Raw genomic sequence first — 15,631 nt, forward strand, 5'->3', positions numbered from 1 at the left:
TTTTTTATAAACCGATTTTACAAATCATAATTAAAACTACATAAAAAATGACCGCACTTAATACCAATAATTTAAAAGCCAATTTTGGTTTTCTCTGATGTAGGCAATATAAAATTCGAGCTACCACCGCAAGAATAATAGGATAAATCCAAAAAAATATTGAGAATAAATTAACTTGCCAAGTTTCTAAGTTTGAATTTTTCTCAAATGTAGTGGAAAGCAACAGAGCCATCGGACATAACAATACAGGGGCACAAAAAACAGCTAATCCCCAAGAAAATAAACTAAAGCCACAAGGCAAAGATTGTCTTGTCATAACTTAAAATTTTACGAATAATTGATAATTACAATATAACAAATACTGTGATTATTAGAAAGCAAGTGGAAATCAATAGACTTGAATAAAATGAAATGGCGCACCCGAAAGGATTCGAACCTTTGACCGCTCGGTTCGTAGCCGAGTACTCTATCCAGCTGAGCTACGGGTGCGTAGATGATGCTTTAATTATTCATAACCACTTTATAAGATAGAGTCGCTTTAAAATGGCGCACCCGAGAGGATTCGAACCTCTGACCGCTCGGTTCGTAGCCGAGTACTCTATCCAGCTGAGCTACGGGTGCAGAATAAATAAAATAAACAATGGCGGTGAGAGAGGGATTCGAACCCTCGATGGAGCTTTTTAACCCCATACTCCCTTAGCAGGGGAGCGCCTTCAGCCTGCTCGGCCATCTCACCACAATCGGTGTGAGCGGTATAATACGTTTTTTAGAAAATATGTCAAACCATTTTTTGAAAAACATACCTGTTTGAATATTTTATCTACACATTAAATATATTATTGAATAAAAATCTACTCATTATTCAAAAATACTAAAATCTTAGATATTGTTTCCCGTCTCAATTCCTCTTGCTCAAATAACACCTCATGTTTAGCGTTCAATACAACTTTACATTGAGCATTCGGAAAAAGTGCGGTTAATTTTTCAAGATTTTTGTTATCTACTATTTTTTCTTTTTCGGCTTGTAAAATTAGAATTGGAATTTCAATCTTAGGAATAACTTGCGGCAAACGTTTAATTGCATTTAAACACAAATGTACCCAACGGAACGTTGGTCCACCAAGATGAATTGCTGGATTTTTACGATTTACACGATTCATCCATTTCATTCTGGTTTTACAGAAACTTAGTTCATTGTATTCCAAATGGGCTTGTTGATAAGGCCCTTTACCAAAAACATAACGCTTGCCTTGCCCTAACATATTCATCAGGGCAATAATCAGTTCATCTCTAATAGGGTGTTTTAAAGGAATACCGTAAAAAGGCGAAGAAAGCACTGCTTTATTAATGCGATGATCACAATTTGCCAAATAATATGTTGCAATCAATGCGCCCATAGAATGAGCAAGCAAATACTGCGTGGAATAACTGAAAAGTGCAGTCACTTTTTCGATAATTTTCGCCATATCATCAACATAGAAACGAAATTCATCTAAATGCCCTTTTTCAGAATCCTTCAGCAAATGGGTTGAATAGCCTTGACCTCGGTGATCAAATAGCAACACATCATAGCCTTGATGATAAAAATCATAAGCGGGCTCTGACCATTTCAACATATTTTCAGCACGACCATTCACTAAAATCATCAATTTTCTATCCGCACTTTTTGCGTGGATTAAATGATGATAAGCGATTTGAACATTATTTTTGCCAGTGAAATATTGCGTTGGAAATTGATTAAAAAAAGGTAACAGTTCGGTAAAGACAAATTGAGTAAAGTAGGATTCTCGATTCATAAGTTTTTAGATGGGATACATCAACGCATACAAAAGAAAGAAAAAGTGCGTGAGATTTTACCTCACGCACTCTGCCAATTATGCCACCAATTGTTTTAAGATACGGCGAACTGGCTCTGCCGCGCCCCATAATAATTGGTCACCCACAGTAAAGGCTGCCAAATATTCAGGACCCATAGCCAATTTACGTAAACGACCAACCGGTACGCTTAATGTACCAGTTACTTTAGCTGGCGTTAATTCACGCAATGTGGTTTCTTTGTCGTTTGGAATCACTTTCACCCATTCGTTATGAGACGCTAAAATTTGTTCAATTTCTTCTAATGGTAAATCTTTTTTCAGTTTGATGGTGAATGCTTGGCTATGGCAACGTAATGCACCGATACGCACACATAAACCATCCACAGGAATTGGATTGTCGCTTAAACCTAAAATTTTGTTGGTTTCTGCATATCCTTTCCATTCTTCTTTAGTTTGTCCTGTTTCAGGAAGAAGTTTGTCAATCCAAGGGATTAAGCTGCCACCTAATGCTGCACCGAAGTTATCGGTTGGGAAACTATCAGAACGCATTTCTGCCGTCACTTTACGTTCAATATCTAAAATAGATGAAGCAGGATCTTTTAATTCACTTGAAACTGCTTGTTCTAATAAACCCATTTGTGAAAGTAATTCACGCATATTTTTTGCGCCAGCACCTGAAGCCGCTTGGTAAGTTGCCACAGAAATCCATTCCACCAAATCTTTTTCAAATAGACCGCCGATAGCCATAAGCATTAAGCTTACGGTACAGTTCCCGCCCACGAAAGTTTTAATACCTTTTTTCAACCCTTCAGAAATCACATGTTGATTTACCGGATCAAGCACGATAATTGCGTCATCTTTCATGCGTAGTGCAGAAGCGGCATCAACCCAATAACCGTCCCAACCTGTTGCTTTTAATTTTGGATAGACTTCATTGGTGTAATCGCCTCCTTGGCAAGTCACGATAATGTCTAATTTTTTCAGTTCTTCAATATCGAATGCATTTTTAAGTTCGCCTGCATCCTTGCCACCAAATACAGGGGCTTTTTGACCTGCTTGTGAAGTTGTAAAAAATACGGGATTAAGATTCGCAAAATCATTTTCCTGCAACATACGATCCATTAATACGGAACCCACCATTCCGCGCCAGCCGATAAAGCCTACATTTTTCATTATTGTTTCCTTAGTTCGTTGTGTTTAAATAGAATTATTAATTACAAGATAGCGTTAGCAAAATCAAGTATTTTTCATGGAAATTTACATTTTGCGAAAGAAATTAAATAAGAAATAAAAAAGAGCAGTCAATTTAAAAGAAAATTTAATTTGACCGCTCTTTTTCTAGTTATCTACTTCGACACTTATCACACCTTCTTCCGCTTTCAACAATGCATACGCATCTTTCAACATTGTGGAATCAATGGAAAAACAGCGAATTTGTAGCCGCACTTCACCACTACTTTGATCTTTCACCTGTATATGTTCAATACGATACTGATTGTTTACTAACAATTGGGTGACTTTTCCAATACTTTCTGCACTATTGACAAGAATATTGAATTTTGTCCGACGACGTTGTGATTTACGATGAACCCAACGTTGTACCAACGGACTTAATCGAATAGACACCAAAATCATCACCGTCGCAATGACCGCATCAAACACGAAGCCCGCACCAGCGGCAATACCGATCCCCGCAGAAGCCCAAATAATCGCCGCAGTGGTTAAACCTGAAATCGCATCATTTTTCTTATGCAAAATCACTCCTGCACCTAAAAAACCGATGCCGCTAATCACTTGAGCCGCAAGACGCATCGGATCCGTACGAATATTTTCTGAAACTTGCGCATAATGCTCTGCGGCTTGAATCGAAACAATGGTTAGCACACAAGTGGTGACGGCAATAATGGCGCAAGTTTTTACACCCACAGGTTTGCGCTTAAGCTCACGCTCTAAGCCAATAACACTGCCAAGCACCATCGCCAATAGCATTTTGCTAAAAATAATTAAGTGATAAGGATCGAAAAGTGCGGTTAAAAGTAAAGATGAATTTTCCATAATGATAAAAATGAGTACGACATAATCGTCTATTCTACATCACTTAGCTTAAAATCTTTACCCTTCCAAGCCTTTAATTTATCGCCTTTCTTGCGAAAATTGAGTAAAATCTTGCGTTTGAAATTTTATAGAGCGAAAGAACGGTTATTTTTATGCAAAATTCAACCCCAAGCATTGGCTTTGTAAGCCTTGGTTGCCCAAAAAACTTAGTAGATTCTGAACGAATCTTAACGGAACTACGCACCGATGGTTACAATATTGTGCCAAGCTATGAAAATGTTGATTTAGTGATTGTGAACACTTGTGGCTTTATTGATAGTGCCGTGCAGGAATCACTCGAAGCCATTGGCGAAGCATTGGAAGAAAATGGACGCGTCATTGTAACTGGCTGTTTGGGGGCAAAAGAAGACCAAATTCGTGAAGTGCATCCTAAAGTTTTGGAAGTCAGCGGCCCACATAGTTATGAAACAGTGATGGCGCAAGTTCACAAATACGTGCCAAAACCAACACATAGCCCTTACACCAGCTTAGTACCAAAACAAGGCGTAAAACTCACACCAAAACATTATGCCTATTTGAAAATCTCTGAAGGCTGTGATCACCGTTGTACGTTCTGTATTATTCCATCTATGCGTGGTGATTTAGAAAGCCGTTCTATTACGCAAGTTTTAGACGAAGCAAAACGTTTGGCCGAAGCAGGCGTAAAAGAATTACTTGTGGTATCGCAAGATACTTCCGCTTATTCCATGGATTTAAAACGCCAAGAGGGCGGAGTAAAAACGGCTTTCTGGAATGGCATGCCAATTAAAAATGATTTAATGACGCTTTGTAAACAGCTTGGCAAACTTCGCATTTGGGTTCGCTTACATTATGTGTATCCCTATCCGCATGTGGATGATTTAATTCCATTAATGGCTGACGGCACGCTCTTGCCGTATTTAGACATTCCATTACAACACGCCAGCCCGAAAATCTTAAAAGCAATGAAAAGACCGGGCAGTATTGACCGCACTTTAGAACGCATTAAACAATGGCGTGAAATTTGCCCAGATTTAACATTGCGCTCCACCTTTATTGTCGGTTTCCCTGGTGAAACAGAAGAAGATTTCCAATTATTGCTCGATTTCTTAAAAGAAGCTCAACTTGATCGCGTAGGCTGTTTCAAATTCAGCCCCGTTGAAGGCGCACCTGCAACAGAGATGGCTGACCAAGTACCAGAAGATGTGAAAGAAGAACGTTTCCATCGTTTTATGCAATTACAACAGGAAATTTCTGCAAACCGTTTAAAACAAAAAATCGGTAAAACTCTTGATGTATTAGTGGATGAAATTGACGAAGACGGCATTATTGGCCGCTCCAAAGCAGATGCCCCTGAAGTTGACGGGTTAGTTTATGTAGATAATTTAAGCGGAATGAATGTAAAAGTCGGTGACGTGATTAAAGTAACTATCACAAATTCTGATGAATATGATTTATGGGGAAGTTGTTAAATAACAACAATCTCAACGAAATAAACAAAAAATCCATCTTCGCATTGAAGATGGATTTTTCTATCAACCAAACACTTTTTCTAAGTGTGCTTGGTAGTCTGCTAAGTATTGTTCTATTTGTGGATTTTTGATCACATCGTTACATAAAAATGTAGGCAGACGGGTCAAACCGATGAACTCGTTGAGTTTGTGGAAGTGCATGTATAAAGCATCCACACCTTTGCCTTCGAAGAAGTCGCTTTCACGAGTGAACGCTTCAATCGGCGCATTCCAAGTAAGCGAAAGCATGTGTTTTTTGCCTTGCAATAAACCACCTGTGCCATAGCCTTCGGTTGGATTTACACGATGACGGCCATCACTGTGGTAAAGCTTGCCGTGTCCGCTGGTTAATACTTCGTCTATGTATTTTTTCACTATCCAAGGTTCGTGCATCCACCAACCTGGCATCTGCCAAATCACGGCATCCATCCATAAGAATTTTTCAACTTCCTCTTCAACATTATAGCCAGCATCAATCACGGTTTCTTTTACATTATGTCCAAGTGCGGTCAAAACTTCTTTCGCTTTTTTGTGAAGAGTATGATTTAACTCACCATGTGAATGACCAAAATCTTTCCCACCGTCTAGTAATAAAATATTCATCTTTTTGCTCCTAAATAAATAATTCAAAAAATGGGGCTGCAATTATGCCTTTTTACTGCATCTTTTAAAAGTGCATTCGCTTACACTCTATTTACAGACCATAAAGGAAAATTTCTGGCAGCTATCATTAGCATTCATTATTTTTCACCAAACAAGCCTTTTCAATCAGCTCCCTGATCCAATGATAGGCAGGATCTTTATGTGTCAGTTCGTGCCAAATCAATGTTTTGATGAAGCCTTGAATTTTAAGAGGAGGTTTAACGTATTTGAGATTGTTTAAATGAGCTAACGTTTCATTCCACTATATTCCTTCTGAAACTCAAAGATTGTCCGCTAACCATATGGCACAAAGCATTCAGAATAGTAAAACCCGCAGCCTATGGCTTTGTACTAGTCGTAGCTTTACAAGCAGTATTGCAGGAAAGCTTAAGACAAGCTCATTACATCAAGCGCTGTTTGAGTTGCGCTAGATAAACCTAATGTGCAAGTATTGAGATTTTAAGTCTTAGAAAATAAATGCCGTTTGAAGATCAGATGTCAGGCAGTGCTCTTTTTAGAAACGGCTTTATAAAATCTAAAAATTTATGAATTTTATCCTATCTCTCATGCCTTCATAATTATTTCCTTTTAGGAAAATATTATTTAATTAAAGCATTATTTATTTCTTATTTCTGAACCATATAATACTCGCATTGACAGAACGATAGGTTCTACATATTAACAAAGGAGTTTTATATGAAGAAAGTTGCAAATGTTTTTACTGCCCCAGCAAAACATTGGGTAGGAAATGGCTTTCATGTCGCCTCGATGTTTAGTTATCACGATAAAGATAAAAATCTTGATCCATTTCTTTTAATGGATTACAACGAACCAAAATTTTTCCAAGGTGGTCGTCGCGATGATTCTGAATTTGATTTACGTGGTGTCGGTGAACATCCGCACCGAGGTTTTGAAACGGTGACTATTGCTTATCAAGGTGAAGTGTCACATCGGGATTCACATGGCGGTGGTGGTACGATTGGTACGGGTGATGTTCAGTGGATGACTGCCGGTTCTGGCGTGATGCATGAGGAAATGCACTCTGAAAAATTTGCTAAAGAAGGCGGTTTGTTCGAGATGGTACAGCTATGGGTCAATTTGCCGGCAAAAGATAAAATGACAACGCCTAAATATCAAGCGATTAAATCTGAAAATATTCCGGTCGTGGCATTACCGAATAATGCAGGTTCAGTCAGAGTTATCGCTGGTGAATTGCTCAATGTGAAAGGCCCTGCGGATACATTTAGCTCAATTAATATGTGGGATACCACAATGAATGCGAATGCTGCCTATATGTTCAGCGTACCAGCAAGTCATAATGTGATTATCCTTGTATTAGATGGCACGATCCAAGTGAGTGGCAAGGCGATTGCTCGACGCGGTGAATTGGTTACCTTTGAGCATGGTGCTGCAGATGTCTCGATTGAATCCAATAATACTGCAAAATTATTGATTCTCACAGGGGAACCTCTCAATGAGCCTGTTGTAGGATATGGCCCATTTGTTATGAATAGTCGAGAAGAAATCCTTCAAGCTATCCACGATGTGCAATCAGGTAAATTTGGAAACTTAACCTAAAATAAAGCCACTCGAAAGAGTGGCTTTGACATTTATAAATGATGTTTTATAACTTTCATTTAGAACGGAATATTGTCATCAAACGCGTCTATTGGTGGCTAAGCTTGTGGTACTGCTGCAGATTATGCAGATGCATAACCACTCCCGATAGCGCAAGCGTCCTCGCTTATGCCATTACAATCTATTGTAATTTCGGAGTTAGCAAAATCCCGAGGCAAGCTAACGAATAAAGATTACAGGAAATATAGTAATATTTGGTTATAAAGTGATCACCTATTTAAGTTCTCCATTTTCTTCTAATGATAAAAAAGTGCGGTCACAAAATCGAAAGGATAATGGCAGTTTCAGCCGTGCAGCTAAGCAGCTAGCGATGGCAAATTCTGCTGTAAGCTGTGTGGTGAAAAGGCTAGAAGAAAAATTAAGCGTAAACCTAATCAACCGTACCACGAGACGTACTACGCGTAAATTCTTCCATGCCGATGGTGTTGCATCTGGTATTTCCCTACTTTCTAATCACATCACCGATAAAACACTCCCTTTCAACGCTATTTATTACAGCGATAAAGTCGCCAATCTTCGCCTACGTGTGTTTTTAGACTTTTTAGTAGAAGAGCTAAGGGGATAATTAAAATTCATAAGCCTCAAATTTTAAAGTCAATTTGCAAAAATACTTTAAAACCTGACCGCACTTTTCCCCTCTTGTCTTTTCATTCCAAACCAGATTTTCTAGCCTCCTTTCAAAATCGCCCTTAATCGATCAAGTTGGTTTTGTGTTTTTTCTTGTTTTTGCTCGGTGGTGAGTTTTGGTTTATCACGTTCCCATAACACATCGTCATTGGGTAATTCAGCTAAAAATCTGCTGGGTTCTGAGCGAACTAATTCACCATATTGACGGCGCTCACGGCATAAGGAAAAAGTGAGTTCTTTTTGCGCTCTTGTGATCCCCACATAAGCCAAGCGACGTTCTTCTTCCACGTTGTCTTCATCAATACTGGTTTGGTGGGGCAAAATGCCTTCTTCCATACCAATCAAATAAACATAAGGAAATTCCAATCCCTTAGAGGCGTGTAATGTCATCAGTTGAACTTGATCGCTCTCATCATCGTCTTCGCCTCTCTCCAACATATCGCGTAATGTTAGGCGGGTTACCACTTGATTAAGGTTCATCGGTTCATTGGTTTTATCGCCTTTTAACATATCCGCAACCCAGTCAAATAGCGTAGCGACATTCTTACTTTGCATTTCTGCGGCTTTAGGGCTTGTCGCGTATTCGTACAAATATTCTTCATAATGAATTGCGGATAACATAGAACGTACCGCCCGTTCAGGTTCAGAACGTTGAATTTCATCATTAAGTTCTACAATCCAACGGCCAAATTTTTGCAATGAATCATAGGCTTTTGGTGTGATGCGTTGAATAAGCTCAAACTCAAAAATAGCGTCAAACAAACTGATGTGCTTTTCTTGAGCCAACTCACCAAGTTTTTGTAACGTTGCAGTGCCAATTTCACGTTTCGGTGTATTCACAATACGCAGGAATGCGGCGTCATCATCTTGATTTACCACCAATCGCAAATACGCCATCATATCTTTGATTTCTGCACGAGAGAAAAAAGAAGTACCGCCCGAAATTTTGTAAGGAATGCGGTTTTGCATTAGTACTTTTTCGAGTAATCGGGATTGATGATTGCCTCGATACAAAATCGCATAATCTTTATATTTGGTTTTACGGCTAAAACGATGGGCGATCAGCTCGGCGACAATCCGCTCTGCTTCGTGTTCTTCATTTTTTGCTTCGATAACAAGCAATTTCTCCCCTTCTCCAATAGTTGAAAAAAGTTTCTTATCAAACACGTGCTCATTGTTATCAATCAAGATATTGGCACAATGCAAAATACGCTGGGTTGAGCGGTAATTTTGCTCTAGCTTAATCACGTTCAAACGAGGGAAATCATCGCGTAAACGCACAATATTTTCTGGTCGTGCGCCACGCCACGAATAAATAGATTGGTCATCATCGCCCACCACAGTGAAACAAGCACGATCACCCACTAAAAGTTTAATCAGCTCATACTGGCTGGTGTTGGTGTCTTGATATTCATCCACCAACAAATAACGAATTTTTGCCTGCCATTTTGACCGCACTTCTTCATTTTGCTTGAACAATAATGTTGGAAGCATAATCAAATCATCAAAATCAAGGGCATTGTAAGCTCGAATTTGTGTGGCGTAACGCTCATAACATTTTGCGAAAGTTTGATATTTTGCATCACGCGCCAACGCAAACGCCTGTTTTGGCGAAATCAAATCGTTCTTCCAATTAGAAATCACGGAAATTAACTCACGCAATAAATCCTTATCTTCTTTTAACACATCAGCGGTTAGCTCTTTTAACAACGCAAATTGATCATGTTCATCAAACAAAGTCATATTTGATTTAAAGCCCAACGCTTTATATTCACGCTTAATAATGTCAAAACCGAGCGTATGAAAAGTGGAAACAAGCAAGCCCTTAGATTGCTCTTTGCCAATGGAATGCGCCACACGCTCTTTCATCTCTCGTGCCGCTTTGTTAGTAAAAGTAACAGCCGCAATTTGTTTCGGAGAATAACCGCACTTTTCAATTAAATGAGCAATTTTATTAATAATGACACGAGTTTTGCCAGAGCCTGCGCCAGCAAGCACAAGACAAGGGCCTGTCACATATTCAACGGCTTGTTGTTGTTGAGGATTGAGTTTCATAAGAATTATTGAGCCCACGCATAGGGCAGTAATACGGTGTCTAATAAAAATGAGAGGGGCAAATCTAAGATTGGCAATCCCCATTGTTGGGCCATTTCAAGATCATAAGCAGCCCCTGCATAGGCGGTATATTTTTCTGTTGGATCGATAAGTTTGACCACAGAACCACAACCAGATAAAGCGATAAGTACGGTTAAAAAGATAAAGATTTTTATCATCGTGATTTTAACGCATTGAACACAGGCACAGGAACTAGCTCAGCGACATCACCGCCATGTAAATAAATTTCACGCACAATGGTGGAAGAAACAAACGCCCATTTTTCTGCTGGAGGGAAAAACAAACTATCTACGCCTTTTGTGAGTAAACGATTAAGGGCAGCCAATTGAAGTTCATATTCAAAATCTGTTGTCGTGCGTACGCCGCGAATAATGGCAGAAATATTGTGCTGCTTAATCACATTGGCCAACAAATCAGAAAAGCCAAACACCTCAACATTGGATAAATGCGCCACAGATTGACGCACAAGTTCTACGCGTTCATCCAAAGAAAATAATGGCTTTTTACTTGGGCTATTCGCCACCGCCACTAAAACACGAGGAAAAATCACCGCACTTCTTTCAATAATGTCTAAATGACCGTTCGTAATCGGATCAAATGTACCGGGATAAATCACACTCGTCATACATTGCGCTCCAAATAAGGTTTTAATAAATCTAACAAACGCTGTAATGCGCCACGGTTTTCCATCAGCACTTCATAGCCAGCATTGCCTAAACGTTCGCTTGCCTCTTTTGAATTTAATAAGGCTTCAACCGCACGTTCCAAAGCATCTGCGGTTGAATTAACTTCCAACACACCTTGTACTTCCACCAACATTCGAAATATCTCGGGGAAATTGAAAGTATGCTTGCCGGTAATCACCGGCATTTTGAATGCTAGAGGTTCCAGCGGATTGTGTCCACCATGTTTCACAAGGCTTCCCCCCACAAAAGCAATATCAGAAACGCCATACATCAACATCAATTCACCCATGCTATCGCCTAAAATCACTTGGGTGTTTTCATTTGGTAACTCATTTGTCGAACGGCGAATAAATTGGAATTTTTCCTTTTTGAGTAAATCAGCCACGACATTAAAACGCTCTGGATGGCGCGGAACGAGCAATAACAATAAATTTGGGTATTTTTCCAATAATTGGCGATGTGCTTGTAATATAATTTGCTCTTCGCCTTCATGGGTACTCGCCGCAATCCAAATCGGACGATTTTTTACCCAAAGTGTTCGTAAAGCATCTATTTTTTCACGTAACTCATCTGTAATGGAAAGATCATATTTAATATTACCCGTCACCTTCAATTTATCTTTGCGATAACCTAAATCCAAATAACGATTGCTACTAATTTTGTCTTGAGGTGCAATTAAATCAATTTGTGAAAACATATTTTGCAAACGCGGTTTAATTTTTCCATAACGGCGCGCGGAACGAGCAGACAAGCGTGCATTTGCCACCACAAAAGGGATGTCACGGCGATAAAATTGTTGAATTAAATTTGGCCAAAGTTCGGTTTCAATCACAATACAAAGTTTTGGTTGAACAAAGTCAATAAAACGATTAATGGCACAAGGTATATCGTAAGGCAAATAACAATGGAAAACGCTATCGCCAAAAGCCGCTTTGACACGATCTGAACCCGTAGGGGTGACCGTAGTGAAAGTAATAGGTAAGTGCGGGTAATTTTGTTGGAGTTTTTGCACGAGTGGCGTAGCAGCAATAACCTCACCCACTGATGCCGCATGAATAACGATACCACCAGCCTTGGGCGGTGTCAGTGAGACATAAAAACCATAACGCTCACCAAGCCTTTTTCGGTAATTCGGTGCCTTAAATCCGCGTAGCCACATAAAGAGCAGCACTAACGGTTGAATCAGATACATCAAGCTCGTATAAAAAAAACGCCACATAAATGAAATTCGGTTATACTTGAAAAAATTTCGGCTAGTATAGCAAAAAAAGGACTGAAAATATGCCTACAATTAGCGTTGCGATGATTGTAAAAAATGAAGCACAAGACCTCGCCAATTGCTTAGACACCGTAAAAGATTGGGTGGATGAGATTATCATTCTAGATTCAGGCAGCACAGATAACACTAAAGAAATTGCGCTCAGTTATGGGGCGAAATTCTATGAAAATAACGACTGGCCAGGCTTTGGTAAACAACGCCAATTAGCCCAACAATATGTAACCAGTGATTATGTACTCTGGTTAGATGCAGACGAACGCGTTACCCCCAAACTACAACAGGCTATCTTAAGTGCGGTTAAAAATGATCGAGAAAATACCGTTTACGAAATTCCACGAGTTAGTGAAGTCTTTGGGCGTGAAATTCGCCATTCAGGCTGGTATCCCGATTATGTGGTTCGTCTCTATCGCACAAATTATGCGCAATATAACGACTCACTTGTACATGAAAAAGTGGAATTTCCAGCTGGGACAAAAGTAGAAAAATTGACAGGTGATTTAGAGCATTTTACTTATAAAAGCATCCATCATTATTTAGTAAAATCCGCAGGTTATGCAAAAGCCTGGGCAGACCAACGCCAAGCAAAAGAAAAAAAAGCGACACTTTGGCAAGGAATCACGCATGCGCTCGGTTGTTTTGTGAAGATGTATTTGTTAAAAGCGGGTTTTTTAGATGGCAAACAAGGATTTTTATTAGCGGTGTTATCGGCGCATTCAACCTTTGTAAAATACGCCGATTTATGGGAGCGTGATCAGCATAAACACTAGCGAGTTTTGCAAGGACAATCATTTAAATGATCGTTCACCAATCCCATAGATTGCATAAACGCATAGCACGTGGTTTCGCCAACAAAGACGAAACCACGTTTTTTTAAGGCTTTAGAAAGAGCTTTAGATGCTTCTGTTTTAGCTGGCACAGATCGCAAATCAGGCACATCATTCACAATCGGTTTATGATTTACAAATGACCAAATAAAATCACTGAAATTTTCACCGCACTTTTCCATCTCTAAATAAGCTTTAGCATTTTTGACAATAGCCTCTAATTTGGCTCGATGGCGAATTAATCCTGTATTTTGCATACAAGCATCAATATCAAGTGCAGTCATTTTTGCGATTTTTTTCGGATCAAATTGATGAAAGGCTACACGGTAAGATTCACGTTTTTTCAAAACCGTAATCCACGAAAGTCCCGCTTGTTGCCCTTCCAAACAAATTTTTTCAAATAGCTTTTGACTGTCGAATTCAGGCTTTCCCCATTCTTTGTCATGATAATCAACATAAATAGGTTGTTCGCCAACCCAAGGGCATCGAGTAATCATAACATCTCCTTTTTAAGCTGCTCATAAACCGCCACAAAATCTGGCATTACGCCTCGCCATAAATGGAAAGAATGTGCTGCTTGCGCGACCAACATTCCCAAGCCATCGCTAACGTTGGTTAAACCCAAACTTTTGCATAATGCAATAAATGGCGTGTCTGCGCCTTTGGCATATTGCATATCGTAAAAAGCTGAGCCTAATTTTAAAATTTCAGTATCAACTGGAGCAGTTCCACCACTTAATCCAGCTGAAGTTGCATTAATCACTACATCATAAGTTTGTAGTGGAATAGAATCCATTGAGGCGGCTTGAATATCGCCGTAAGGCTGAAATCTTTCGGCTAATTCTTTGGCTTTCGAAAAAGTGCGGTTAGCAAGAACAATGTTTTGTTGAGCTTGTAAAAGTGGCAATAATACGCCTTTTGTTGCTCCGCCCGCCCCCAAGATTAATACGCGCTGATTTGGACGAAGCCAATTTAAACGCTCCAAATCCGTCACTAAGCCAATCCCATCAGTGTTATCCGCATAAAGTTTTCCATCATCGAGTTTTTTTAGCGTATTACAGGCTTCCGCCAATTTTGCTCGTTGGCTATATTCGTCTGCCAGCTGATAAGCTCGTTCTTTAAAAGGCGAAGTAATATTGCAACCTTTCGCACCATCCTCAAAAAATGCCAAAAGCTGTTGTTCAAAAACATCAAGATCACCTAATTTTGCAATGTATTCCATGGTTTGATGCGTTTGCGCTGCTAACTGACTTTGAATTAATGGCGATTTACTTTGCGCAATCGGATTCCCCCACACAGCATAAAGATCCATAAATTATCCCTGTCTAAAAAGTTGATTTGTGCGCAAGTCTCGAATTTCGGATGGATTGAGTGCGCCGCCCACAGTTTCATCTAATACAGGAAAATCAGCACCGAATTGTGACCACACTTCATCGGCAGTGCGACAAGGTGGCTCACCTGTCAGATTTGCGCTAGTCGAAGTTAATGCAAACCCTGTGATTTCACATAAGGCTTTCACAGCAGGATGATCGCACAAACGTACCGCAATGCTATCAAATTTGCCTGTGAGAAAGTGCGGGGTGGTCGATTTAGCTGGCACAATCCAAGTTGTTGGACGTTCATATTTGCCTTGCAGGCGAGAAAGCTGCTCATCGTTAATCAGCTCAAAATCGATAAAAAGACGGAAAAAATCCAAGCTCGGTGCCACTAAAATCAAGCCTTTTTCCACTGGACGTTGCTTCAAATCAAGTAATTTTTTTACCGCACTTTCACTTTGCGGATTACAGCCCAAGCCAAACACAGCTTCAGTGGGATAAGCGACCACTTGATTTTGTCGAAGGGCCTCGGCGATTTGTTCTCTATTCATTTCACTCTTTTACTTTTATTGCTCAAAAATATGACGGCAAGTTTTATTTGCACACTGGAAAATTTGTTTTTCCCCATCTTCGCCTTTTAACAAAGAAAGTGGGAAATGACAGGTTGGACAAGGCACGGAATAAGGCTTGGTAGGCAAAGAAAATTTACATTTAGGAAAATTATCACAGCCGTAAAAAATTTTTCCTTGGTGACCTCGACGAGAAATCAAATGCCCCGTTTTACATTCAGGACAAGCAATTTTTTCCTCAGACTCAGATTCTTCTCGCACCACAAAATCGCATTCAGGATAATGGCTACAACCAATAAACATCCCAAAACTACCTTGTTTCAACTGCAATAAATTACCGCACTTCGGGCAAATTTCATCAAGTGTTTTTAATACTTTATGCTCCGATCGTTGCAAAGGACGCAAATAATCACATTCAGGATAAGCAGAGCAACCTAAAAACAGCCCTTTTTTGCCTTGTTTAATTTGCAAAGGCGAACCACATTGAGGGCAAAGCTCTTCATGCTTTATGCGTTGAAAAAGTGTTTCTACCAT

16 protein-coding genes, 3 tRNA genes and 1 pseudogene are annotated in these 15,631 nt (G+C 39.6%); 4 read left to right on the top strand and 16 right to left on the bottom strand.

All coding sequences use genetic code 11. The features are described 5' to 3' along the window. Positions 1 to 4: 4 nt before the first annotated feature. The 7 genes from KKW16_RS06490 to KKW16_RS06520 form a co-directional block, all read right to left on the bottom strand. The gene (locus KKW16_RS06490; protein ID WP_215768079.1) at positions 5 to 316 is read right to left on the bottom strand and encodes a DUF5389 family protein; all 312 of its coding nucleotides are present in this window, start codon (positions 314 to 316) and stop codon (positions 5 to 7) included. Between the two features lie 96 nt (positions 317 to 412). After that, positions 413 to 489 (bottom strand) — tRNA-Arg (locus KKW16_RS06495). A 55-nt stretch (positions 490 to 544) separates the two neighbouring features. Continuing rightward, positions 545 to 621 (bottom strand) — tRNA-Arg (locus KKW16_RS06500). Between the two features lie 20 nt (positions 622 to 641). Continuing rightward, positions 642 to 736, bottom strand: a tRNA-Ser gene (locus tag KKW16_RS06505). Between the two features lie 115 nt (positions 737 to 851). Continuing rightward, complete coding sequence (locus tag KKW16_RS06510) at positions 852 to 1,796, bottom strand: alpha/beta fold hydrolase (RefSeq protein ID WP_215768080.1); 945 nt, start codon at positions 1,794 to 1,796, stop codon at positions 852 to 854. A gap of 78 nt (positions 1,797 to 1,874) precedes the next feature. Next, a complete protein-coding gene (gene asd / locus KKW16_RS06515) occupies positions 1,875 to 2,990 on the bottom strand; it encodes an aspartate-semialdehyde dehydrogenase (protein WP_215768081.1) in 1,116 nt (371 codons plus the stop codon). A 165-nt stretch (positions 2,991 to 3,155) separates the two neighbouring features. Then, positions 3,156 to 3,872 (bottom strand): MgtC/SapB family protein, encoded by a 717-nt coding sequence (locus KKW16_RS06520; protein WP_048953346.1) that lies wholly within the window; start codon positions 3,870 to 3,872, stop codon positions 3,156 to 3,158. A gap of 152 nt (positions 3,873 to 4,024) precedes the next feature. Here KKW16_RS06520 and rimO point away from each other — a divergent pair, with 152 nt between their 5' ends. After that, positions 4,025 to 5,362: a 30S ribosomal protein S12 methylthiotransferase RimO gene (gene rimO, locus KKW16_RS06525; RefSeq protein ID WP_048953347.1), complete on the top strand. Its 1,338-nt coding sequence runs from the start codon at positions 4,025 to 4,027 to the stop codon at positions 5,360 to 5,362. A gap of 63 nt (positions 5,363 to 5,425) precedes the next feature. Here the strand turns inward: rimO and KKW16_RS06530 are convergent, their stop codons facing one another. Then, positions 5,426 to 6,004, bottom strand: a complete 579-nt coding sequence (locus tag KKW16_RS06530) for an NAD(P)H-dependent oxidoreductase (protein ID WP_215768082.1) — start codon at positions 6,002 to 6,004, stop codon at positions 5,426 to 5,428. Between the two features lie 735 nt (positions 6,005 to 6,739). Between KKW16_RS06530 and KKW16_RS06535 the strand changes: the two genes are divergently transcribed. Beyond that, entirely contained in the window at positions 6,740 to 7,621 is an 882-nt protein-coding gene (locus KKW16_RS06535) for a pirin family protein (protein ID WP_215768083.1), read from the top strand. 310 nt (positions 7,622 to 7,931) lie between these two features. Beyond that, positions 7,932 to 8,075, top strand: a pseudogene (locus KKW16_RS09100) (LysR family transcriptional regulator); the annotation flags it as partial. A 272-nt stretch (positions 8,076 to 8,347) separates the two neighbouring features. Here the strand turns inward: KKW16_RS09100 and rep are convergent. The 4 genes from rep to waaA are packed head-to-tail and all read right to left on the bottom strand — an operon-like array spanning position 8,348 to position 12,328. Then, on the bottom strand, positions 8,348 to 10,363 hold the full coding sequence (rep, locus tag KKW16_RS06550; protein WP_215768084.1) for a DNA helicase Rep: 2,016 nt from the start codon (positions 10,361 to 10,363) through the stop codon (positions 8,348 to 8,350). Positions 10,364 to 10,368: 5 nt separating this feature from the next. Beyond that, a complete protein-coding gene (locus tag KKW16_RS06555; protein WP_111407788.1) occupies positions 10,369 to 10,581 on the bottom strand; it encodes a YceK/YidQ family lipoprotein in 213 nt (70 codons plus the stop codon). After that, positions 10,578 to 11,048: a pantetheine-phosphate adenylyltransferase gene (coaD, locus tag KKW16_RS06560; protein WP_111407789.1), complete on the bottom strand. Its 471-nt coding sequence runs from the start codon at positions 11,046 to 11,048 to the stop codon at positions 10,578 to 10,580. Before coaD ends, KKW16_RS06555 begins: the two co-directional genes overlap by 4 nt. Further along, positions 11,045 to 12,328 carry a lipid IV(A) 3-deoxy-D-manno-octulosonic acid transferase gene (gene waaA / locus KKW16_RS06565; RefSeq protein ID WP_111407790.1) on the bottom strand — a complete coding sequence of 428 codons (1,284 nt, stop codon included), beginning with the start codon at positions 12,326 to 12,328 and terminating at the stop codon, positions 11,045 to 11,047. Before waaA ends, coaD begins: the two co-directional genes overlap by 4 nt. Positions 12,329 to 12,390: 62 nt before the next feature. On the opposite strand from waaA, the gene KKW16_RS06570 reads away from it, so the two are divergent. Next, positions 12,391 to 13,155 (top strand): glycosyltransferase family 2 protein, encoded by a 765-nt coding sequence (locus KKW16_RS06570; protein ID WP_111407791.1) that lies wholly within the window; start codon positions 12,391 to 12,393, stop codon positions 13,153 to 13,155. Here KKW16_RS06570 and KKW16_RS06575 read toward each other — a convergent pair. Genes KKW16_RS06575 through KKW16_RS06590 form a run of 4 tightly spaced genes read right to left on the bottom strand, consistent with a single transcriptional unit; the run spans position 13,152 to position 15,631 of the window. Next, positions 13,152 to 13,709 (bottom strand): DNA-3-methyladenine glycosylase I, encoded by a 558-nt coding sequence (locus KKW16_RS06575; protein WP_111407792.1) that lies wholly within the window; start codon positions 13,707 to 13,709, stop codon positions 13,152 to 13,154. The genes KKW16_RS06570 and KKW16_RS06575 overlap by 4 nt on opposite strands. Further along, positions 13,706 to 14,524, bottom strand: coding sequence for a shikimate dehydrogenase (gene aroE / locus KKW16_RS06580; protein ID WP_111407793.1), 819 nt, complete (start codon positions 14,522 to 14,524; stop codon positions 13,706 to 13,708). Before aroE ends, KKW16_RS06575 begins: the two co-directional genes overlap by 4 nt. 3 nt (positions 14,525 to 14,527) lie before the next feature. Next, entirely contained in the window at positions 14,528 to 15,079 is a 552-nt protein-coding gene (gene tsaC / locus KKW16_RS06585) for an L-threonylcarbamoyladenylate synthase type 1 TsaC (protein WP_111407794.1), read from the bottom strand. 15 nt (positions 15,080 to 15,094) lie between these two features. Continuing rightward, positions 15,095 to 15,631 (bottom strand): DNA topoisomerase family protein, encoded by a 537-nt coding sequence (locus tag KKW16_RS06590; protein ID WP_111407795.1) that lies wholly within the window; start codon positions 15,629 to 15,631, stop codon positions 15,095 to 15,097.

This window comes from Haemophilus sp. SZY H8 (genome assembly GCF_018829755.1).
Classification (GTDB): Bacteria; Pseudomonadota; Gammaproteobacteria; order Enterobacterales; family Pasteurellaceae; genus Haemophilus; species Haemophilus haemolyticus_K.